Genomic DNA, 16,315 nt, shown 5'->3' on the forward strand with positions numbered 1-16,315 from the left:
ACTAGTTCTCCCCTTGCATGTTCTGGGTCGTTACTTCTGGCGGACGTCTGTCCGCCGCTCTCATCTGCATTCTCAGGCGGTCGGGACCACAACTGCCTTCGCCTGCATTTCCGCCAAATTTGACGGCCTCTTCCTGCCAAATGCGATCCATCGCTTCCAGATCATTTGGATCATCTTCCGGCACAGCCAGAATGTCGGAGAGAAGCTCTTGTGACGGCTCAGCTTTGCTGATCTCAGAGACCGCGGCAAAGGCGTTGGAGTAGATTGAGCCCTTCTTTTTGAGCCGTACTCTCAAGGCTTCAAAGATATGCGCTGTCTGACCCAACATTTCCTGCGCTTCTGGAAAGGATTGGTGAGCAAGATATTCAAGGAACAACGGAATGAAGTCCGGTAACTCTGTGGTATCGACCGCAAATCCGTTCTTCAAATACATATCTCGCAGGTCAACCAGTGCCTGACCACGATCCCGGCTTTCACCATGCACATGCTCAAACAGGTGTAGTGAATGAGAGCGCGTGCGATCAAACAGGAAGACGTATCGTTCCTGTGCGTCGTAAATATCCTGCTTTGCCAGATCATCGCACAAGTTACCGAAAAACTTTTGTGCTTTTGCGGTGAGCAGCTTATCAGTACTCACCGCCTGCTTGAGTGCAGGCAGGTCATCCAGGAGCGCTTGAGTTGGGTAGTTCAACAGAAGAGACAGGACTTTTAAGGAGACTATCATCAGCGCATCTCCTTGAAGATATCGGTTGGTGTTTGAACTGTCTTTTTGCGTGTACCGCCAAAGAGGTCTGTGCCATCGCTGCCACCAGAACACCCATTGCCGAAGGAGAAACCACAGGAGCCACGAGCATCGTAGGCATCCTCGGAGATTTCACGGTGCGTGGTTGGGATAACGAAGCGATCCTCATAGTTGGCGATGGCCATGATCTTGTACATGTCCTCGATCAACTCATTGGTCAGGCCAACCTTTTCGGCGATAGTCTCATTGATCACCCCATCAACTGACTTGGACCGCATATACGAGCGCATGGCGAGCATCCGTTCCAATGCGGTGACGATTGGCTCGTCTTTCCCGGCTGTCAGAAGATTGGAGAGGTAGCGAACCGGGATGCGCATTGAGCGAACATCCGGCAAATCACCATCCCAACCGATCTTGCCAGCTTCTGCTGCTGACTGGATTGGGGAAAGTGGCGGGATGTACCAAACCATTGGCAAAGTGCGGTATTCTGGATGCAGTGGGAAGGCCACCTTCCAGTCAATCGCCATTTTGTAAATTGGAGAGGCTTTGGCCGATTTTATCCAGTCTTCCGGGATGCCATCTTTTCGGGCTTGCTCAATCACTTTTGGGTCATGTGGATCGAGGAAGACTTCAAGCTGCTTCTCGTAGAGGTCTTTTTCATCCTCGGTGGACGCAGCCTCCTCAATCTTATCCGCGTCATAAAGGATCACACCGAGATACCGGATACGACCGACGCAGGTTTCCGAACATACAGTTGGTTGACCGGCTTCAATGCGTGGATAGCAGAAAATGCATTTTTCTGATTTGCCTGAAGACCAGTTGAAATAGATCTTCTTGTAAGGGCACCCAGAAACACACATACGCCAACCACGGCATTTTTCCTGATCAATCAAGACGATACCATCATCTTCACGTTTGTAGATCGCACCGGAGGGGCACGCTGCAACACAGGTTGGGTTGAGGCAATGCTCACAAAGGCGCGGCAAGTACATCATGAAGGTGTTTTCGAACTCGCCGTAGATTTCCTTTTCAATGCCTTCGAAATTGTAATCTTTTGAACGCTTGGAGAACTCACCACCAAGGATTTCTTCCCAGTTTGGTCCCCATTCTATCTTTTCTATACGCTCCCCTGTAATCGCTGATTTTGGGCGAGCGGTTGGCATTTGTGCGCTTTCTTTAGCGCTTTGCAAATGTTCATAGTCGAAATCGAAGGGCTCGTAATAATCATCAATTTCGGGAAGATCAGGATTGGCGAAAATCTTTGCCAGAATACGCCATTTGGACCCCATCTTCGGGATGATCTTACCATTGCGCTTGCGGATCCAACCGCCATTCCATTTCTTCTGGTTTTCCCAGTCTTTGGGATAGCCAATGCCGGGTTTGGTTTCCACGTTGTTGAACCAAGCGTATTCCATGCCTTCACGGTTCGTCCAAACGTTTTTACAGGTGACGGAACAGGTGTGGCAGCCAATACACTTATCCAGATTCATCACCATTCCGACTTGTGCGCGGACTTTCATTCTGCGGCCTCCTGAGAACCATTATCCAATGGCTCTTCCATCCAGTTCACTTTTTCTAGTTTGTGAACGACAACGAACTCATCCCGGTTGGAACCAACCGTTCCATAGTAGTTGAAGCCATATGATTGGTGAGCGTACCCACCAATCATATGAGTTGGTTTGGTAACAGTTCTGGTGACCGAGTTATGGATACCGCCACGCTGCCCGGTGAGCTCTGATCCCGGCGTATTCACGATCTTTTCCTGAGCGTGATACATGTAGATCGTGCCTTCTTTCATGCGTTGGGAAACCACGGCACGGGCGACGAGCGCGCCATTGATGTTGAACACCTCAACCCAATCATTGTCCACGATGTCCGCTTTTTGGGCGTCCACTTCAGAAATCCAGACCACCGGACCTCCGCGGCTCAGCGTCAGCATCATAATGCTGTCGGTGTAGGTTGAATGGATGCCCCATTTTTGGTGAGGCGTGATGAAGTTAAGCACCAGTTGCTTGCGGCCCATTGATTTGTCATCAATCACCGGCTTCACAGCCTTGGTATCAATTGGCGGTCTGTACACGCAGAACCCTTCACCGAAGGCCCGCATCCAAAGGTGATCCTGATAGAGCTGTTGGCGACCAGAGATCGTCCGCCAGGGGATCAGCTCATGCACATTGGTGTAACCCGCGCTGTAGCAAACGTGTTCAGATTCAATGCCTGACCAGGTTGGAGAGGAAATGATCTTGCGCGGTTGGGCGACGATATCGCGGAAGCGTATCTTTTCTTCTTCTTTGGGTTTTGCCAGATGGGTGTGGTCTCTGCCTGTAAACTCAGAGAGCGCCGCCCATGCTTTTACGGCGACTTCGCCATTGGTTTCTGGCGCGAGAGACAGAACAACCTCAGTTGCATCAATATCAGTCTCAATCCGTGGCATCCCTTTGGTTGAGCCTTCCTCCAGCACCGCACCATTGAGGCCTCTGAGAAGTTCAACTTCAGGGTCTGTATTCCAGCTGATACCTTTCCCGCCGTTGCCGAGCTTTTGCATAAGTGGTCCAAGAGCAGTGAAGCGTTTGTAGACCTCCCCGTAATCCCTCTCAACCACCACAATATTCGGCATTGTTTTACCCGGAATCGGGTCAATCTTTCCTTGTTTCCAGTCATCCACATCAAAGGGCTGAGCGATTTCACCTGCGGTATCATGCAGGATCGGGACCAGAACTACATCCTTCTCTTTGCCCAGCACCTCAGAGGAAATCTCGGAGAACGTCTTGGCAAGGCCCTTGAAGATTTCCCAATCACTGCGCGCTTCCCAAGCCGGGTCGGCGGCACTGGAAAGGGGGTGAATGAAGGGGTGCATATCGGAAGTATTGAGGTCGTTTTTCTCATACCAGGTTGCGGTCGGCAACACGATATCGGAGTACATACAGGTGGTGGACATGCGGAAGTCGAGTGTTACGAGAAGGTCCAGTTTCCCTTCCGGTGCTTCATCATGCCAGACAGCTTCCTTTGCACGTTGCCGCCCTTCTTCACCAAGGTCTTTGCCAAGCACCCCGTGTTCTGTGCCAAGCAAATGACGCAGGAAGTATTCATGGCCTTTCCCAGAGGAACCCAGCAGATTTGACCGCCAGACGAACATATTTCGCGGCCAGTTTACTTCCTTATCAGGATCCTCACAGGAGAGTTTTAAGCCGCCGGACTTCAACTCTGCGACGACATAATCTTTAGGCTCTTGGCCAGCTTCTTCTGCCGCCTTGACTATATTGAGTGAGTTCACCTCCAACTGTGGTGCAGATGGCAACCACCCCATCCGCTCAGCGCGAATGTTGTAGTCAATCAGGGAGGCGTCCCAATCGCCATCAGGCGCTGTTGGGGAGAGGATCTCGTCCACTTTCAGCGTTTCGTAGCGCCATTGGTCTGTGTGCGCGTAGAAGAAGGAGGTGGAATTCATATGCCGCGGTGGGCGGGACCAGTCCAGCGCGAACGCCAGTGCCGTCCAACCTGTTTGCGGGCGCAGTTTTTCCTGCCCCACATAATGGCTCCAACCACCACCAGACTGACCAACACAACCACACATTACCAGCAGATTGATAATGCCGCGGTAACTCATATCCATGTGGTACCAGTGGTTTAAACCAGCCCCGACGATAACCATAGAACGCCCATTGGTTTTCTCGGCATTGACTGCAAACTCACGGGCAACTGTGATGATATGATCTTTTGGTACGCCGGTAATTTTCTCTGCCCAAGCAGGGGTATAAGGCTGGTTTTCGTCATAGGATTTTGCGGAGTTTGTGTCGCCCAACCCTCTATCCAAGCCATAGTTTGCGATGAACAGATCAAAGACAGATGCAACAAGCGCCTCGCCTTCTTTCAATTGAATTTTCTTAGCTGGGACTTTGCGAACCAGCACGCTTTCATGATCAGTCCCTTCAAAATGGTCATGTTCACGATTACCGAAATACGGGAAGGCAACATCTGCGATCTCGTCATGATCGCCGGATTCTATGAACGTCATCGCAAGGTCGACATCAGTGCCGGAGCCGTCTCGTTCTTCAAGGTTCCACTTGCCTTTTTCACCCCAGCGGAAACCGATGGAGCCGTGCGGAACAACGACTTTTTTGGTTTTGCGATCAACCCCTACTGTTTTCCATTCCGGGTTATTTTCTTCGCCCAGCTTATCTGCAAACTCAGAAGCGCGGAGCAGGCGTTCTGGAATGTACTGGCCATCTTTTTTCACCAGACGCACGAGCAGTGGCATGTCCGTGTACTTACGGCAGTAATCTTCGAAGTACGTAGCTTGTCTGTCCAAATGGAACTCGCGCAGGATGACGTGGCCCATCGCCAGCGCCAATGCTGCATCAGTTCCCTGTTTAGGATGAAGCCAGAGATCTGAGAATTTGGCAGCTTCGGAATAGTCTGGCGAGACAACAACAGACTTGGTGCCTTTGTAGCGAACCTCGGTGTAAAAATGCGCATCTGGCGTACGGGTCTGCGGAACATTGGAACCCCATAGCATCAGGAAGCCAGCGTTGTACCAATCTGCAGATTCAGGAACATCCGTTTGCTCACCCCATGTTTGCGGAGAGGCTGGAGGCAGATCGCAATACCAATCGTAAAACGACAAGCAGGTGCCGCCTAAGAGAGAGAGATACCGTGTGCCTGCAGCGTAGGAAATCATCGACATCGCTGGAATTGGAGAGAAGCCGACAACGCGATCTGGCCCCCATTTCTTGGCGGTGTAAGCATTGGCTGCCGCCATAATTTCGTTGACTTCTTCCCAAGTGGCACGAATAAAACCACCGTGGCCGCGTACCTTGATGTAGTTAGCGCGCTTGGCCGGATCTTCCTGAATGGCTGCCCACGCAGCAACCGGCATTTTAACCGCCCGCTCTTTGCGCCAGGCCTTCAACAGACGTGAGCGGATCAGCGGATGTTTTACGCGGTTGGCGGAGTACATGTACCAGCTGTAACTGGCACCACGAGAACAACCGCGAGGCTCATGGTTTGGCATGTCCGGTCGGGTTCGCGGGTAATCTGTCTGCTGGGTTTCCCAAGTGACGATCCCGCCCTTCACATAGATCTTCCAGGAGCATGATCCTGTACAGTTCACGCCATGGGTTGAGCGGACGATTTTGTCGTGTTGCCATCGCTTCCGATAGCTGTCTTCCCAATTGCGGTTTTCATTGGTCGTAACACCGTGCCCATTTGCAAAGGTACCAGTGTCCTGTTTAGCGAAGAAGTTCAGTTTATCGAGGAGTAGAGACATCTGAAATGCCCTTCACGTTATTTGCTCAGCACGGAACAGAAGCACCCTTGCGGGTGTAGAAAAACCAAGTGATCAACACACAGATCACGTAGAAAATGCCAAAGGCCCAAAGCGCAGCATCAGGTCCGCCTGTGTAGGCAATGGACGTGCCGTAAGCTTTGGGAATGAAGAACGCGCCATAAGCCGCAATTGCTGACGTAAACGCGATTATTGCTGCGCTTTCGCGCTCCGACTGGCGCAGGTGGCCAGTGGTATCCAACTGCGGCATCAGGCGAGCGATCTCTTCACGCATGATGGTCGGGATCATCTGGAAGGTTGAGGCGTTGCCGACCCCAGTGAGGAAGAACAGGGCCATGAAGCAGGCGAAGAACCCCCAGAACGCGCCCGGATCTTCCTTGAATGAAAGGAAGAACAAAACACCGCCAACAGAGATTGCCATGCCGATAAAGGTCCAGAACGTTACACGTCCACCGCCATATTTATCAGAGACCCAGCCAGTACCTGCGCGTGATAGCGCGCCAACGAGAGGTCCAAGGAAGGCATAGGTTAAGGCATTTACTTCCGGAAATTGCGTTTTCATCAACAGCGGGAAGCCTGCGGCGTACCCAATAAAGCTGCCGAAAGTTCCCGTGTAGAGGATGCACATGATCCAGTTGTGTGTTCTGGAAAAGATGATGGATTGCTCTTTGAAACTGGCTTTCGCATCCGCGATGTCATTCATGCCGAACCACGCGGCGAATGTTGCGATGACAAGAAATGGCACCCAAATGAAGCCTGCGTTCTGCATCCAAAGTTGGGAGCCATCTGCAAGGATCTGCGGAGCTCCGCCAATGGCACCGAATACACTCGCGGTGATGACCAGCGGCACCAGGAATTGCATTACAGAAACGCCAAGGTTTCCGAGGCCTGCATTAAGTGCCAGTGCGTTGCCTTTTTCCTTTTTGGGATAAAAGAACGCGATGTTGGCCATGGAAGAGGCGAAATTGCCGCCCCCGAAACCACACAGCAGCGCCAGTATGAGGAAGATACTGTAGGGGGTGCTTGGGTCTTGCACCGCATAGCCAATACCCAATGCTGGGAGGATCAGAGAGGCCGTGGTGAGTGTGGTCCAGAGGCGTCCGCCGAAAATTGGCACCATAAAGGAATAGAAGATCCTGAGCGTAGCACCGGAAAGGCCGGGTAATGCTGCCAGCAGGAAGAGCTGGTCTGTTGTGTAGTCGAACCCGATGGCTGGTAGTCTTGCGACAACAACGCTCCAAACAAGCCACACAGAGAATGCCAGCAGAAGAGCAGGGATCGAAATCCAGAGGTTTCGAGTGGCAATTGACTTGCCTTTACTCTCCCAAAAGTCCGGATCATCCGGCCTCCACTCAATTAATGTGTGCCCTTTTGGGGTCATCTTGTCAGACATACACTTATTCCTTTTGGCTACATGCCCTCGTCAGGTTGGGTGCCCAACCGGAAGACTTCGCTGGTTACGGGTATTTATCTGCACCTGCTGGTCCATCAGGCCCTTCAACTGGTTCATCTGGAAGGTCGGAAAGCTCACGGTCACGTTGCAAGCCGGGATGACGTTGGCGTTCCATTCGGCGAATAGCCACATGCATCCACAGGGTCGACACAGCTACGATGACAAAGAGCAGCATGAATGGAGCTGTCCAAACACCTGTCCAATCGAGCAAAACACCAAATGCAATCGGGAGGAAGAAACCGCCTAAGCCACCTATCATCCCAACGAGACCACCAACGGCCCCAACGTGATACGGGTAGTAAACCGGGATGTGCTTGTAGACGGCCGCTTTGCCGAGGCTCATGACGAAACCGAGAACCACGGTTACGGCAACGAATGCTCCTAAACCGAGGCCGAGGTTGAACTGGATCGGACCTTCGATGCCATTCACTATGTAAGATGTTTCAGGATAACTGAGCAGGAAGAGGCAAAGGAGTGAGACGATAAAGGTGAGGTACATAACTGAACGGGCGCCCCACTTATCAGACATCCACCCACCGAGTGCCCTGAAGACGGACCCCGGCAAGGAGTACAACCCGGCAAAGATGCCTGCCGTGGTGAGCTCTAAGCCATAAGCTCCGGTGTAGTAGCGCGGGAGGAACGAGGCGAGCGCAACGAAGGCGCCAAAAACGAAGAAATAATAGGTGGCAAAACGCCAAACCTGCAGGTTTTTGAGGGGAGCGAGCTGTTCTGCGGCGGAGACAACCTTTGCGCCTGTCCTTTTACGCTCGGCCTGCGAAGGATCATCCTTACTCAGCAGGTAAAACAGGACTGCGACAACGGCCAGAACGATGGCATAAACCCTTGCTGTCCCTTCCCACCCTAAAGCTACAACGAGGAAGGGCGCGGCAAAATTTGTAACAGCGGCGCCGACGTTCCCAGCCCCAAAAATGCCAAGAGCTGTGCCTTGTTTCTCTTTCTCAAACCACTGAGAAACGTAGGCAACACCAATAATGAAAGAGCCGCCGGCCAATCCGAGGCCCAAGGCGGCGAGGAGGAAAACTTCATAAGTTTGGACTGAGGTCAGCAACCACACACAAACGGCTGTTAAAAGCATTTGCAGCGGGAACATAATTCGACCGCCAAATTGCTCAGTCCAGATACCAAGGAAAATTCGGCTAACAGATCCGGTTAAAATTGGAGTTGCGACCAAAAGGCCAAACTGGGTATCTGAAAGGCCCAGCTCTCCCTTAATCTTGACCCCGATAATGGAGAAGATGGTCCAAACTGCAAAACAGACAGTAAAGGCAAACGTACTAAGGCCCAAGGCCCGGTATTGATCAGTGCGAGTAACGCCCTCAAGTGAATGCATAGTGATTGTTCCTGAATTCTATCGCTCAAGGCAATTCACGTACAATTTCTGGATCATTAGCATTCAAAGGTAGAGTAACTCGTAGAGAGAAGAAGATTAAACGAGTAAAATTGGAATACAATTTAGAGCAAAATTTCGTTTTATACTTTCGCCTACTTGTTGAATAAACACCTACAAAACATAAGTCCGTGCTGATATGATGCGTGTTCGTGGGCGGAATTTTCAAAGAAGCAACAATGTCTTACATCAATAATGTCAGAATGTTTGTGCGTGTTTACGAGCTGGGTAATATGTCGGCTGCGGCCCGAGATATGAACGTCTCTCCTGCCGTGGCCTCCTCTCGCATTGGGGAGTTGGAGAAGCATCTTGGCATCCGGCTTATCAACCGGACAACGCGTTCTATTCAACCCACTGAACAAGGTAGCATTTTCTATCCCGGTGCCTTGAAAATGCTAGAGGCTATGAATGAGGCTGAGGCTGCTGTTCATGACGTCACGAATACACCTCGCGGTTCTATTTATGTCTCAGCCCCTCTTGGCGTAGGGCGACGTTTAATTGCACCTCTTATTCCTGAATTCCATGAGGCGTATCCTGAAGTTCATGTGCGTCTTCGCCTTTCAGATCGTCCATTAGACATTACTGGCGAGGGATTGGATCTAGCCTTTATTTTGGGCCAGCTTCCTAATTCTGAAATGAAGTTAAAGAATTTAGCTGACTGTCCGCGCGTTTTATGTGCGTCTCCCGTTTATTTGGCAAAGCGCGGAACTCCCAAAATAGCTGAGGATTTATTGAAGCAGAAACACGCTTGCTTGCTGCTTCAATTTCCGGGATCCTCGGAAAACCGATGGGTTTTAAAAACGGAAACGGGGCCTCGGAGTTTCGAGGTGAGCGGGCCCTATACTTCAGATGATGGGGATGTTTTGGTCAATTGGGCGCGGGATCATCGCGGCATCGTCAACGCGCCGCTCTTTGATGTGGGAGATTACTTGGCTGCTGGAGAGCTGGTTTCTGTTTGCGATGCTACACCACCTGTTGACGTGTATCTGGCTTCGCTCTTTCCGCATAAACGCTATCAGGATCCCAAAATCCGTTTATTTTTAGAATTTGTGGGCGAGCGGCTCAAAGCATATTTGAAGGAACGGACTGATCTCCATACGTCCTTTATGCACAGCATTTCTCGGGTCAGGTAAAATTCCTATTTCACACATCGAGATTCTCATTGGTTCTGCCGAAAGACTTTCAAAATTATTTTGATAATGCATCTCCTTTATTAGGTTAAGCTCATAAATTGGGAGTGATTGCTCGCAAAGCATAGGTTTAACCGACATGCCTTTTGGCTATGTCTCAAACCTTGCGCACCTTCCCTAAGTTTTGGAATACAGAGCGCAATAGAAGCCGATTTGCCAACCATTGCCAAGGCAATCACTTCTGCTCGATGTTGAGGAATTTGTCTGCAATGAGTACGCATCACCTACCACCATCCACTCTTTACGCGCCGCAAGGTGGGTTGCCACCACAGACGCAGGTCATGACAGACCGCGCTGTGTTTACAAATGCGTATGCGGTTATCCCTAAAGGTGTAATGCAAGACATTGTGACCTCCAACCTACCATTTTGGGAGAAAACGAGGGCATGGATTATTGCACGCCCCCTCTCAGGATTTGCCGAGACATTTTCCCAATACATTATGGAATTGCAGCCGGAGGGCGGCTCTAGCAAACCCGAACCAGATACTTCAGCTCAGGGTGTGATTTTCGTCGTGCAAGGTGAGGTCACCGTGGTTCTGGATAAGGACCCGCATGTTCTGCCCGAAGGTGGTTATGCCTATCTGCCAGCTGGTGCAAGTTACGAAGTGCGCAATAACAGCCAGAAGCCCGCACTCTTTCATTGGGTCCGTAAACGCTATGAAGCTGTCGAGGGCATTGCTCAACCAGACGCGTTTTTCACCCATGAAAACGATGCCGTAGTCGCTTCTATGCCGGATACCAATGGCGCTTGGGCGACAACACGCTTTGTGGACCCCAGTGACATGCGCCACGACATGCATGTCAACATCGTTACCTTTGAACCAGGTGGCTGCATTCCGTTTGCTGAAACGCATGTAATGGAACACGGTCTCTATGTGCTGGAAGGGAAAGCGGTTTATCGCCTTAACAACGATTGGGTCGAAGTAGAAGCTGGCGACTTTATGTGGCTACGCGCCTTCTGCCCGCAAGCTTGTTATGCCGGTGGGCCAACGCGTTTTCGCTACCTGCTTTACAAGGATGTAAACCGCCACGCTCAACTTGGCTCATTTCAAAGGTGATCGAAGATGAGTGACCAAACCTCTACAGAGCGGACTGTTTTAATAGAGAGATTGAGTGCGGAAACGTTCGAACCCTTTGGCGAGATTATCGAGGCAGGTACTGTATCTCCGATCTTGATCAACGAGGGCCGGTGCAAACGTTACTCTGATCTGGCAGGGGTGGAGTGTATCGGTGGGCAGACAGGGATCAGCCTGTTTCAAGCAGAGTTACGCACGCTACCGCATAAACTGACCATGATGGAGCGCCACCCATTGGGCTCGCAGTGCTTCATTCCCATGGATCGATCTGAATATCTCGTTATTGTTGCAGCAGATGAAGGTGGACGGCCTTCATTTCCGCGCGCATTCATTGCGAGTTCAACCCAGTCCATCAACATAAAAACAAATACATGGCACGGCGTTCTGACCCCAATCAAAGGGTCAGGCCTTTTTGCCGTTGTGGACCGGATTGGTGAGGGTAAAAACTTAGAAGAACACTGGCTGGAGGAGGCCTACCTCATAAAGGAATAACACTGTGCGTCATTGGTAGGAGGGGACTAAATGACTGACAACTCAATAGGAACACCAGAACAACTGCGTGATCCTAACTATACGCCTGCTTTACATAAGGCTATTCCGCTTGGCATTCAGCATGTGCTGGCCATGTTTGTTTCCAACGTGACACCGGCAATTATTATTGCTGGTGCAGCCGGTTTTGGATTTGGCTCTGATGCGGGGGCACAGGGTTTTCCGGACATGACTTACATGATCCAGATGTCCATGCTGTTTGCAGGTATTGCAACACTATTCCAGACGATCGGCATGGGTGCTATTGGGGCCCGCCTTCCGATTGTTCAAGGCACAAGCTTTGCCTTTATTCCAATTATGATACCGCTTGTGGCTGGTAAAGGTGTTGAAGCCCTGCCCGCTTTATTTGGCGGCGTTTTGCTGGGTGGTTTATTCCATGCCGTTCTTGGCATCTTCATCGGACGCATTCGGTTTGCACTCCCTCCCCTCGTAACCGGACTAGTGGTAACGATGATTGGGTTAGCTCTTGTAAAGGTTGGCATTCAATACGCGGCTGGAGGCGTGCCTGCTATCGGCAAGCCGGAGTATGGTAGCCTGTTGAACTGGTCAGCAGCTTTGGTCGTTATATTCGTGACCCTTGGCCTGAAGTTTTATGCCCGTGGAATCATGGCCGTTTCTGCCGTGGTTATTGGCATCGCAGCTGGTTATGTTTTTGCACTCCTACTCGGTATGATCACCGTTGATGGCATTGCAACAAGCGTCAGCCGTTCTGCGTCTTTCGCTCTGCCGATGCCATTCAAGTATGGTTTCGACTTCAGTCTGGCAGCGGTTATCGGCTTCTGTCTGATGGCTTTTGTCAGCGCGGTTGAAACCGTTGGTGATGTTTCCGGAATCACCAAAGGCGGTGCTGGGAGAGAAGCAACCGATAAGGAAATTCAGGGCGCGACCTATGCAGATGGTTTCGGCACAGCAATTGCTGGCATCTTTGGCGGACTTCCAAACACATCCTTCAGCCAGAACGTTGGGTTGATTGCAATGACCGGCGTCATGAGCCGTCATGTTGTGACCATCGGTGCGTTCTTCTTGATCCTGTGTGGTCTGGTGCCCAAAGTTGGCGCCGTTATTCGCACTATTCCGATTGAGGTGCTGGGTGGTGGTGTCATCGTCATGTTTGGCATGGTGGTCGCGGCAGGCATTTCCATGCTATCCGACGTCAACTGGAACCGCCGGAACATGGTGATCTTTGCGATATCACTGTCTATCGGTCTCGGTCTTCAACTGGACCCGAAAGCCGTGCAATACCTGCCAGATTCAGTGCGTATTTTGATGACAAGCGGGCTTTTGCCAGCAGCCCTCATCGCCATTGTGCTGAACCTCGTGTTGCCCGAGGAGCTTTCAGCTGAAGCAACGGAAGAAGTTTCCGGCGGCATGGCCTCACAAGACGATGCATCTCTTGAGCCTGCTAGCAACCAAGCTTAACAGCTTCCCCTCGCCAATTCAGATATTGGCGGGGGCTTTTCATCCCCAATCCACTGATTGAGCCAGTGCAGTCCTGCTGCTTCTATTGGCCGTGTTTATCCGCAAACTTCCCATCTTACTGCCCAGCGGAAATGATGCACATTACTCTCGTAGCTATGTGCAGTTTTATTCTCACCTCAAATTAAAAAGACGATTCGGAGCAGAATTTGAGCTCTTTCTGATATATGTTATGCACACGAGCTCGTCACAAAATCACATTTTATGATTTAAAAACACAACTCCTTATAAAATCCATCTGAGCACCCATAGACACTATAACCAGATGTTTTATATGGATAAATTTCAATACATCATCTCAACAAAAGCCAAATTCGATTAACGAAAACTCGCTTCATAAGTATTATCACTAGCATTATTATTTAATTTGAGGTGTAAATATTATCTTGAGAGTTGCAAGGGAGCCATTCCTATGGGGGGAGCAAACTGGCGCTTTCGAACGTAATCGCCGCGTTATGCGGTAACGGTTTTCAAGATTCCTTCAAGGGGCCAGGTATGAAAAAGCTAGTCACAATTTTATGTGCTGCTACCGTCGGATTATTTTCAGCATCAGCGATCGCAAAGCCAATCAAAATCGGGATGGCAATTGATGATCTGCGCTTGGAGCGCTGGCAAAAAGATCGCGATATTTTTGTCGCAAAAGCAGAAGAGCTGGGCGCAGAAGTTTACGTACAATCTGCAAATGGCAATGAACAAACACAGATTTCGCAGATTGAAAACATGATTTCCCGCGGCGTGGATGTGCTCGTCATTATTCCGTATAACGGTGAGGTTCTCTCCAACGTTATTCGTGACGCAAAATATGATGGCATCAAAGTTCTCGCCTATGATCGCCTGATCAACGGCGCTGATATTGATTTTTACATCTCCTTCGACAATGAAAAAGTTGGCGAAATGCAGGCGGAAGCAATGCTTGCTGCAAAACCAGAAGGTCGCTACTTTCTGATGGGCGGCGCCCCAACTGACAATAACGCAAAAATGTTCCGCAAAGGTCAGATGAACGTTTTGCAGCCCCAAATTGACGGCGGTAAAATCGAAATCGTTGGTGATCAATGGGTGGATTCATGGCTTGCAGAAAACGCTCTGAAAATCATGGAAAACGCACTTACAGCGAACGACAACCAGATTGATGCAGTGGTTGCCTCCAATGATTCCACAGCAGGCGGCGCCATTCAGGCACTTGATGCTCAGGGTTTAGCTGGCAAGGTTGCCATTTCCGGTCAGGATGCCGATCTGGCGTCGGTTCGTCGTATCGTTGCTGGTACACAAACCATGACCGTTTACAAGCCAATCGTCAAACTCGCCAGAACAGCTGCTGAAATCGCTGTAAAACTTGGCAGGGATGAAAAACCTGAAGCCAACAGCATCAACAACAATGGCAAAAAGGACGTAGACAGCTACCTCCTAGAGCCAATTGCTGTTTACAAAAACAACCTCGATGCGACCGTTATCGCGGACGGCTTCCACGCCAAAGATGACGTTTACCAGAAATAATCACGATCAAAAGCGCCTGGGAACAGGCGCTTTTATTCTGGGAGATTGAGATGGCAAGATTGCTTGAAATGCGCGGCATCGTTAAGTGCTTTGGTCCGGTGAAAGCTTTGGACGGGGTTGATATTCAACTGAACAAGGGAGAAGTCCTCTCCCTTTGCGGAGAAAACGGATCTGGAAAATCGACCCTTATGAAGGTGCTTTGCGGAATTTATCCCGCAGGTGATTTTGAAGGGAAAATTCTTTTTGAGAACAAAGAAGTAAACGCTCGGAGCATTAAAGATACCGAGAACCTAGGCATCGCGATCATTCATCAGGAGCTAACACTGGTGAAGGAACTGAGCATCATGGAAAACCTTTTCCTCGGCTCCGAAATTAGCTGGAAGGGCATCCTCAACTTCTCAGCAATGCACCACAAAACGACGGAAATGCTGAAGCGCGTTAAGCTGGATATTTCGCCGGAAACCAAGGTTGGTGATTTGGGTGTCGGGCAACAGCAGCTTGTTGAGATTGCAAAGGCGCTCTCCAAGAAGGCTAAGGTGCTCATTTTGGATGAGCCCTCCGCGCCGCTGACTGAATCTGAGACTGCCATTCTCCTTGATCTGGTTCGAGAACTGCGAGACGGCGGAGTGAGCTGCATTTATATCTCCCATAAACTGGGGGAAGTGAAAGCCATCTCCAACCACATTTGCGTCATTCGTGATGGCGTTCATATTGATACACGCCCAGCAGAAACTATGACGACTGACGATATCATCACCATGATGGTCGGCCGGGAAATGAAACAGCTGTTCCCGTGGGAAGAGCATGAAATTGGTGAGACTGTCCTAACTGCTGGCCCGTTTGATGCCTGGGATATTGCCAATCCAAATCGCAAAAAAGTAAAGAACGCTGCCCTTTCCCTTCGCCGTGGCGAGATTTTAGGTATTTCCGGACTTGTTGGCTCTGGCCGAACGGAGCTCATGGAATGCATCTATGGCTGCTATCGCGGCAAAAGCACCGGCTCCATTACACTGGAAGGTGAAACTCTAGCGATCAGAAGTGCTAAAGATGCTTTGGGCCATGGAATTGCAATGGTGCCAGAAGACCGCAAGAAAAACGGCATCGTGCCCATAATGAGCGTGGGGCAGAACATTTCCCTCGCCTACCTCAAGCAATTTTCACAGCATGGAACAATCAGATCGGCCCAGGAAATCAGCGTTGTTCGCGAGTCCATAAAGAGCCTGAAGGTCAAAACACCGGGGCCTGATATCGCCATTCGCAATCTTTCTGGCGGCAATCAGCAAAAGGCTATTCTCGCGCGGTTCCTGCTTTCCACTCCCAAGGTTCTCATCTTGGACGAGCCAACACGCGGTATTGATGTTGGTGCCAAGTATGAAATCTACAAGCTCATGTTCCAACTGGTCAAAAAGGGGATCAGCATCATCATGGTGTCCTCAGAACTCCCTGAAGTCCTTGGCATTAGCGATCGCGTGCTGGTGATGCATGAAGGCGAGATCAAAGGCGACCTCCTCAATTCCAACCTAACTCAAGAACAAATTATGGACTGCGCCCTTTCAGAAGGAATTGCGTCATGAGTGAGCAGCAAACTATTTCCACTGCCTCAGCTGACACAAAAGAGATCAGCCTGCTTGGAAAACTCAAAT

Annotated in this window: 10 protein-coding genes and 1 pseudogene; 6 read left to right on the forward strand and 5 right to left on the reverse strand. The window is 50.4% G+C overall.

Annotated features, from left to right (window positions below; genetic code table 11):
* Nucleotide 1 precedes the first annotated feature (1 nt).
* The 5 genes and pseudogenes from narJ to BLS62_RS17455 all read right to left on the reverse strand — a co-directional run bounded on the left by narJ (nt 2) and on the right by BLS62_RS17455 (nt 8,830).
* Complete coding sequence (narJ, locus tag BLS62_RS17435) at nt 2-724, reverse strand: nitrate reductase molybdenum cofactor assembly chaperone (protein ID WP_093183296.1); 723 nt, start codon at nt 722-724, stop codon at nt 2-4.
* Nucleotides 724-2,262, reverse strand: coding sequence for a nitrate reductase subunit beta (gene narH / locus BLS62_RS17440; protein WP_093183299.1), 1,539 nt, complete (start codon nt 2,260-2,262; stop codon nt 724-726). The genes narJ and narH overlap by 1 nt, the downstream gene beginning before the upstream one ends.
* Nucleotides 2,259-6,008, reverse strand: coding sequence for a nitrate reductase subunit alpha (locus BLS62_RS17445; RefSeq protein WP_093183302.1), 3,750 nt, complete (start codon nt 6,006-6,008; stop codon nt 2,259-2,261). Before BLS62_RS17445 ends, narH begins: the two co-directional genes overlap by 4 nt.
* A 25-nt stretch (nt 6,009-6,033) precedes the next feature.
* Nucleotides 6,034-7,386, reverse strand: a pseudogene (locus BLS62_RS17450) (NarK family nitrate/nitrite MFS transporter); the annotation flags it as partial.
* A gap of 97 nt (nt 7,387-7,483) precedes the next feature.
* Nucleotides 7,484-8,830 (reverse strand): MFS transporter, encoded by a 1,347-nt coding sequence (locus BLS62_RS17455; RefSeq protein WP_093183308.1) that lies wholly within the window; start codon nt 8,828-8,830, stop codon nt 7,484-7,486.
* Nucleotides 8,831-9,066: 236 nt separating this feature from the next.
* Between BLS62_RS17455 and BLS62_RS17460 the strand changes: the two genes are divergently transcribed.
* The 6 genes from BLS62_RS17460 (at nt 9,067) to BLS62_RS17485 (ending at nt 16,246) form a co-directional block, all read left to right on the forward strand.
* Nucleotides 9,067-10,020: a LysR family transcriptional regulator gene (locus BLS62_RS17460; RefSeq protein WP_093189107.1), complete on the forward strand. Its 954-nt coding sequence runs from the start codon at nt 9,067-9,069 to the stop codon at nt 10,018-10,020.
* Nucleotides 10,021-10,286: 266 nt separating this feature from the next.
* Complete coding sequence (locus tag BLS62_RS17465) at nt 10,287-11,135, forward strand: bifunctional allantoicase/(S)-ureidoglycine aminohydrolase (protein ID WP_200798535.1); 849 nt, start codon at nt 10,287-10,289, stop codon at nt 11,133-11,135.
* Nucleotides 11,136-11,141: 6 nt separating this feature from the next.
* On the forward strand, nt 11,142-11,645 hold the full coding sequence (locus BLS62_RS17470; protein WP_093183313.1) for an ureidoglycolate lyase: 504 nt from the start codon (nt 11,142-11,144) through the stop codon (nt 11,643-11,645).
* A 30-nt stretch (nt 11,646-11,675) separates the two neighbouring features.
* Entirely contained in the window at nt 11,676-13,121 is a 1,446-nt protein-coding gene (locus tag BLS62_RS17475; RefSeq protein WP_093183314.1) for a uracil-xanthine permease family protein, read from the forward strand.
* Nucleotides 13,122-13,673: 552 nt separating this feature from the next.
* A complete protein-coding gene (gene xylF, locus BLS62_RS17480) occupies nt 13,674-14,672 on the forward strand; it encodes a D-xylose ABC transporter substrate-binding protein (RefSeq protein WP_093183315.1) in 999 nt (332 codons plus the stop codon).
* A 50-nt stretch (nt 14,673-14,722) separates the two neighbouring features.
* The gene (locus tag BLS62_RS17485; protein WP_093183317.1) at nt 14,723-16,246 is read left to right on the forward strand and encodes a xylose ABC transporter ATP-binding protein; all 1,524 of its coding nucleotides are present in this window, start codon (nt 14,723-14,725) and stop codon (nt 16,244-16,246) included.
* Nucleotides 16,247-16,315 lie beyond the last annotated feature (69 nt).

The sequence above is a fragment of the Pseudovibrio sp. Tun.PSC04-5.I4 genome (genome assembly GCF_900104145.1).
Lineage (GTDB): Bacteria > Pseudomonadota > Alphaproteobacteria > Rhizobiales > Stappiaceae > Pseudovibrio.

Coding starts and splice junctions, on each gene's coding strand:
- narJ (WP_093183296.1), bottom strand. CDS start 724: ATGATAGTCTCCTTAAAAGTCCTGTCTCTTCTGTTGAACTACCCAACT.
- narH (WP_093183299.1), bottom strand. CDS start 2,262: ATGAAAGTCCGCGCACAAGTCGGAATGGTGATGAATCTGGATAAGTGT.
- BLS62_RS17445 (WP_093183302.1), bottom strand. CDS start 6,008: ATGTCTCTACTCCTCGATAAACTGAACTTCTTCGCTAAACAGGACACT.
- BLS62_RS17455 (WP_093183308.1), bottom strand. CDS start 8,830: ATGCATTCACTTGAGGGCGTTACTCGCACTGATCAATACCGGGCCTTG.
- BLS62_RS17460 (WP_093189107.1), top strand. CDS start 9,067: ATGTCTTACATCAATAATGTCAGAATGTTTGTGCGTGTTTACGAGCTG.
- BLS62_RS17465 (WP_200798535.1), top strand. CDS start 10,287: ATGAGTACGCATCACCTACCACCATCCACTCTTTACGCGCCGCAAGGT.
- BLS62_RS17470 (WP_093183313.1), top strand. CDS start 11,142: ATGAGTGACCAAACCTCTACAGAGCGGACTGTTTTAATAGAGAGATTG.
- BLS62_RS17475 (WP_093183314.1), top strand. CDS start 11,676: ATGACTGACAACTCAATAGGAACACCAGAACAACTGCGTGATCCTAAC.
- xylF (WP_093183315.1), top strand. CDS start 13,674: ATGAAAAAGCTAGTCACAATTTTATGTGCTGCTACCGTCGGATTATTT.
- BLS62_RS17485 (WP_093183317.1), top strand. CDS start 14,723: ATGGCAAGATTGCTTGAAATGCGCGGCATCGTTAAGTGCTTTGGTCCG.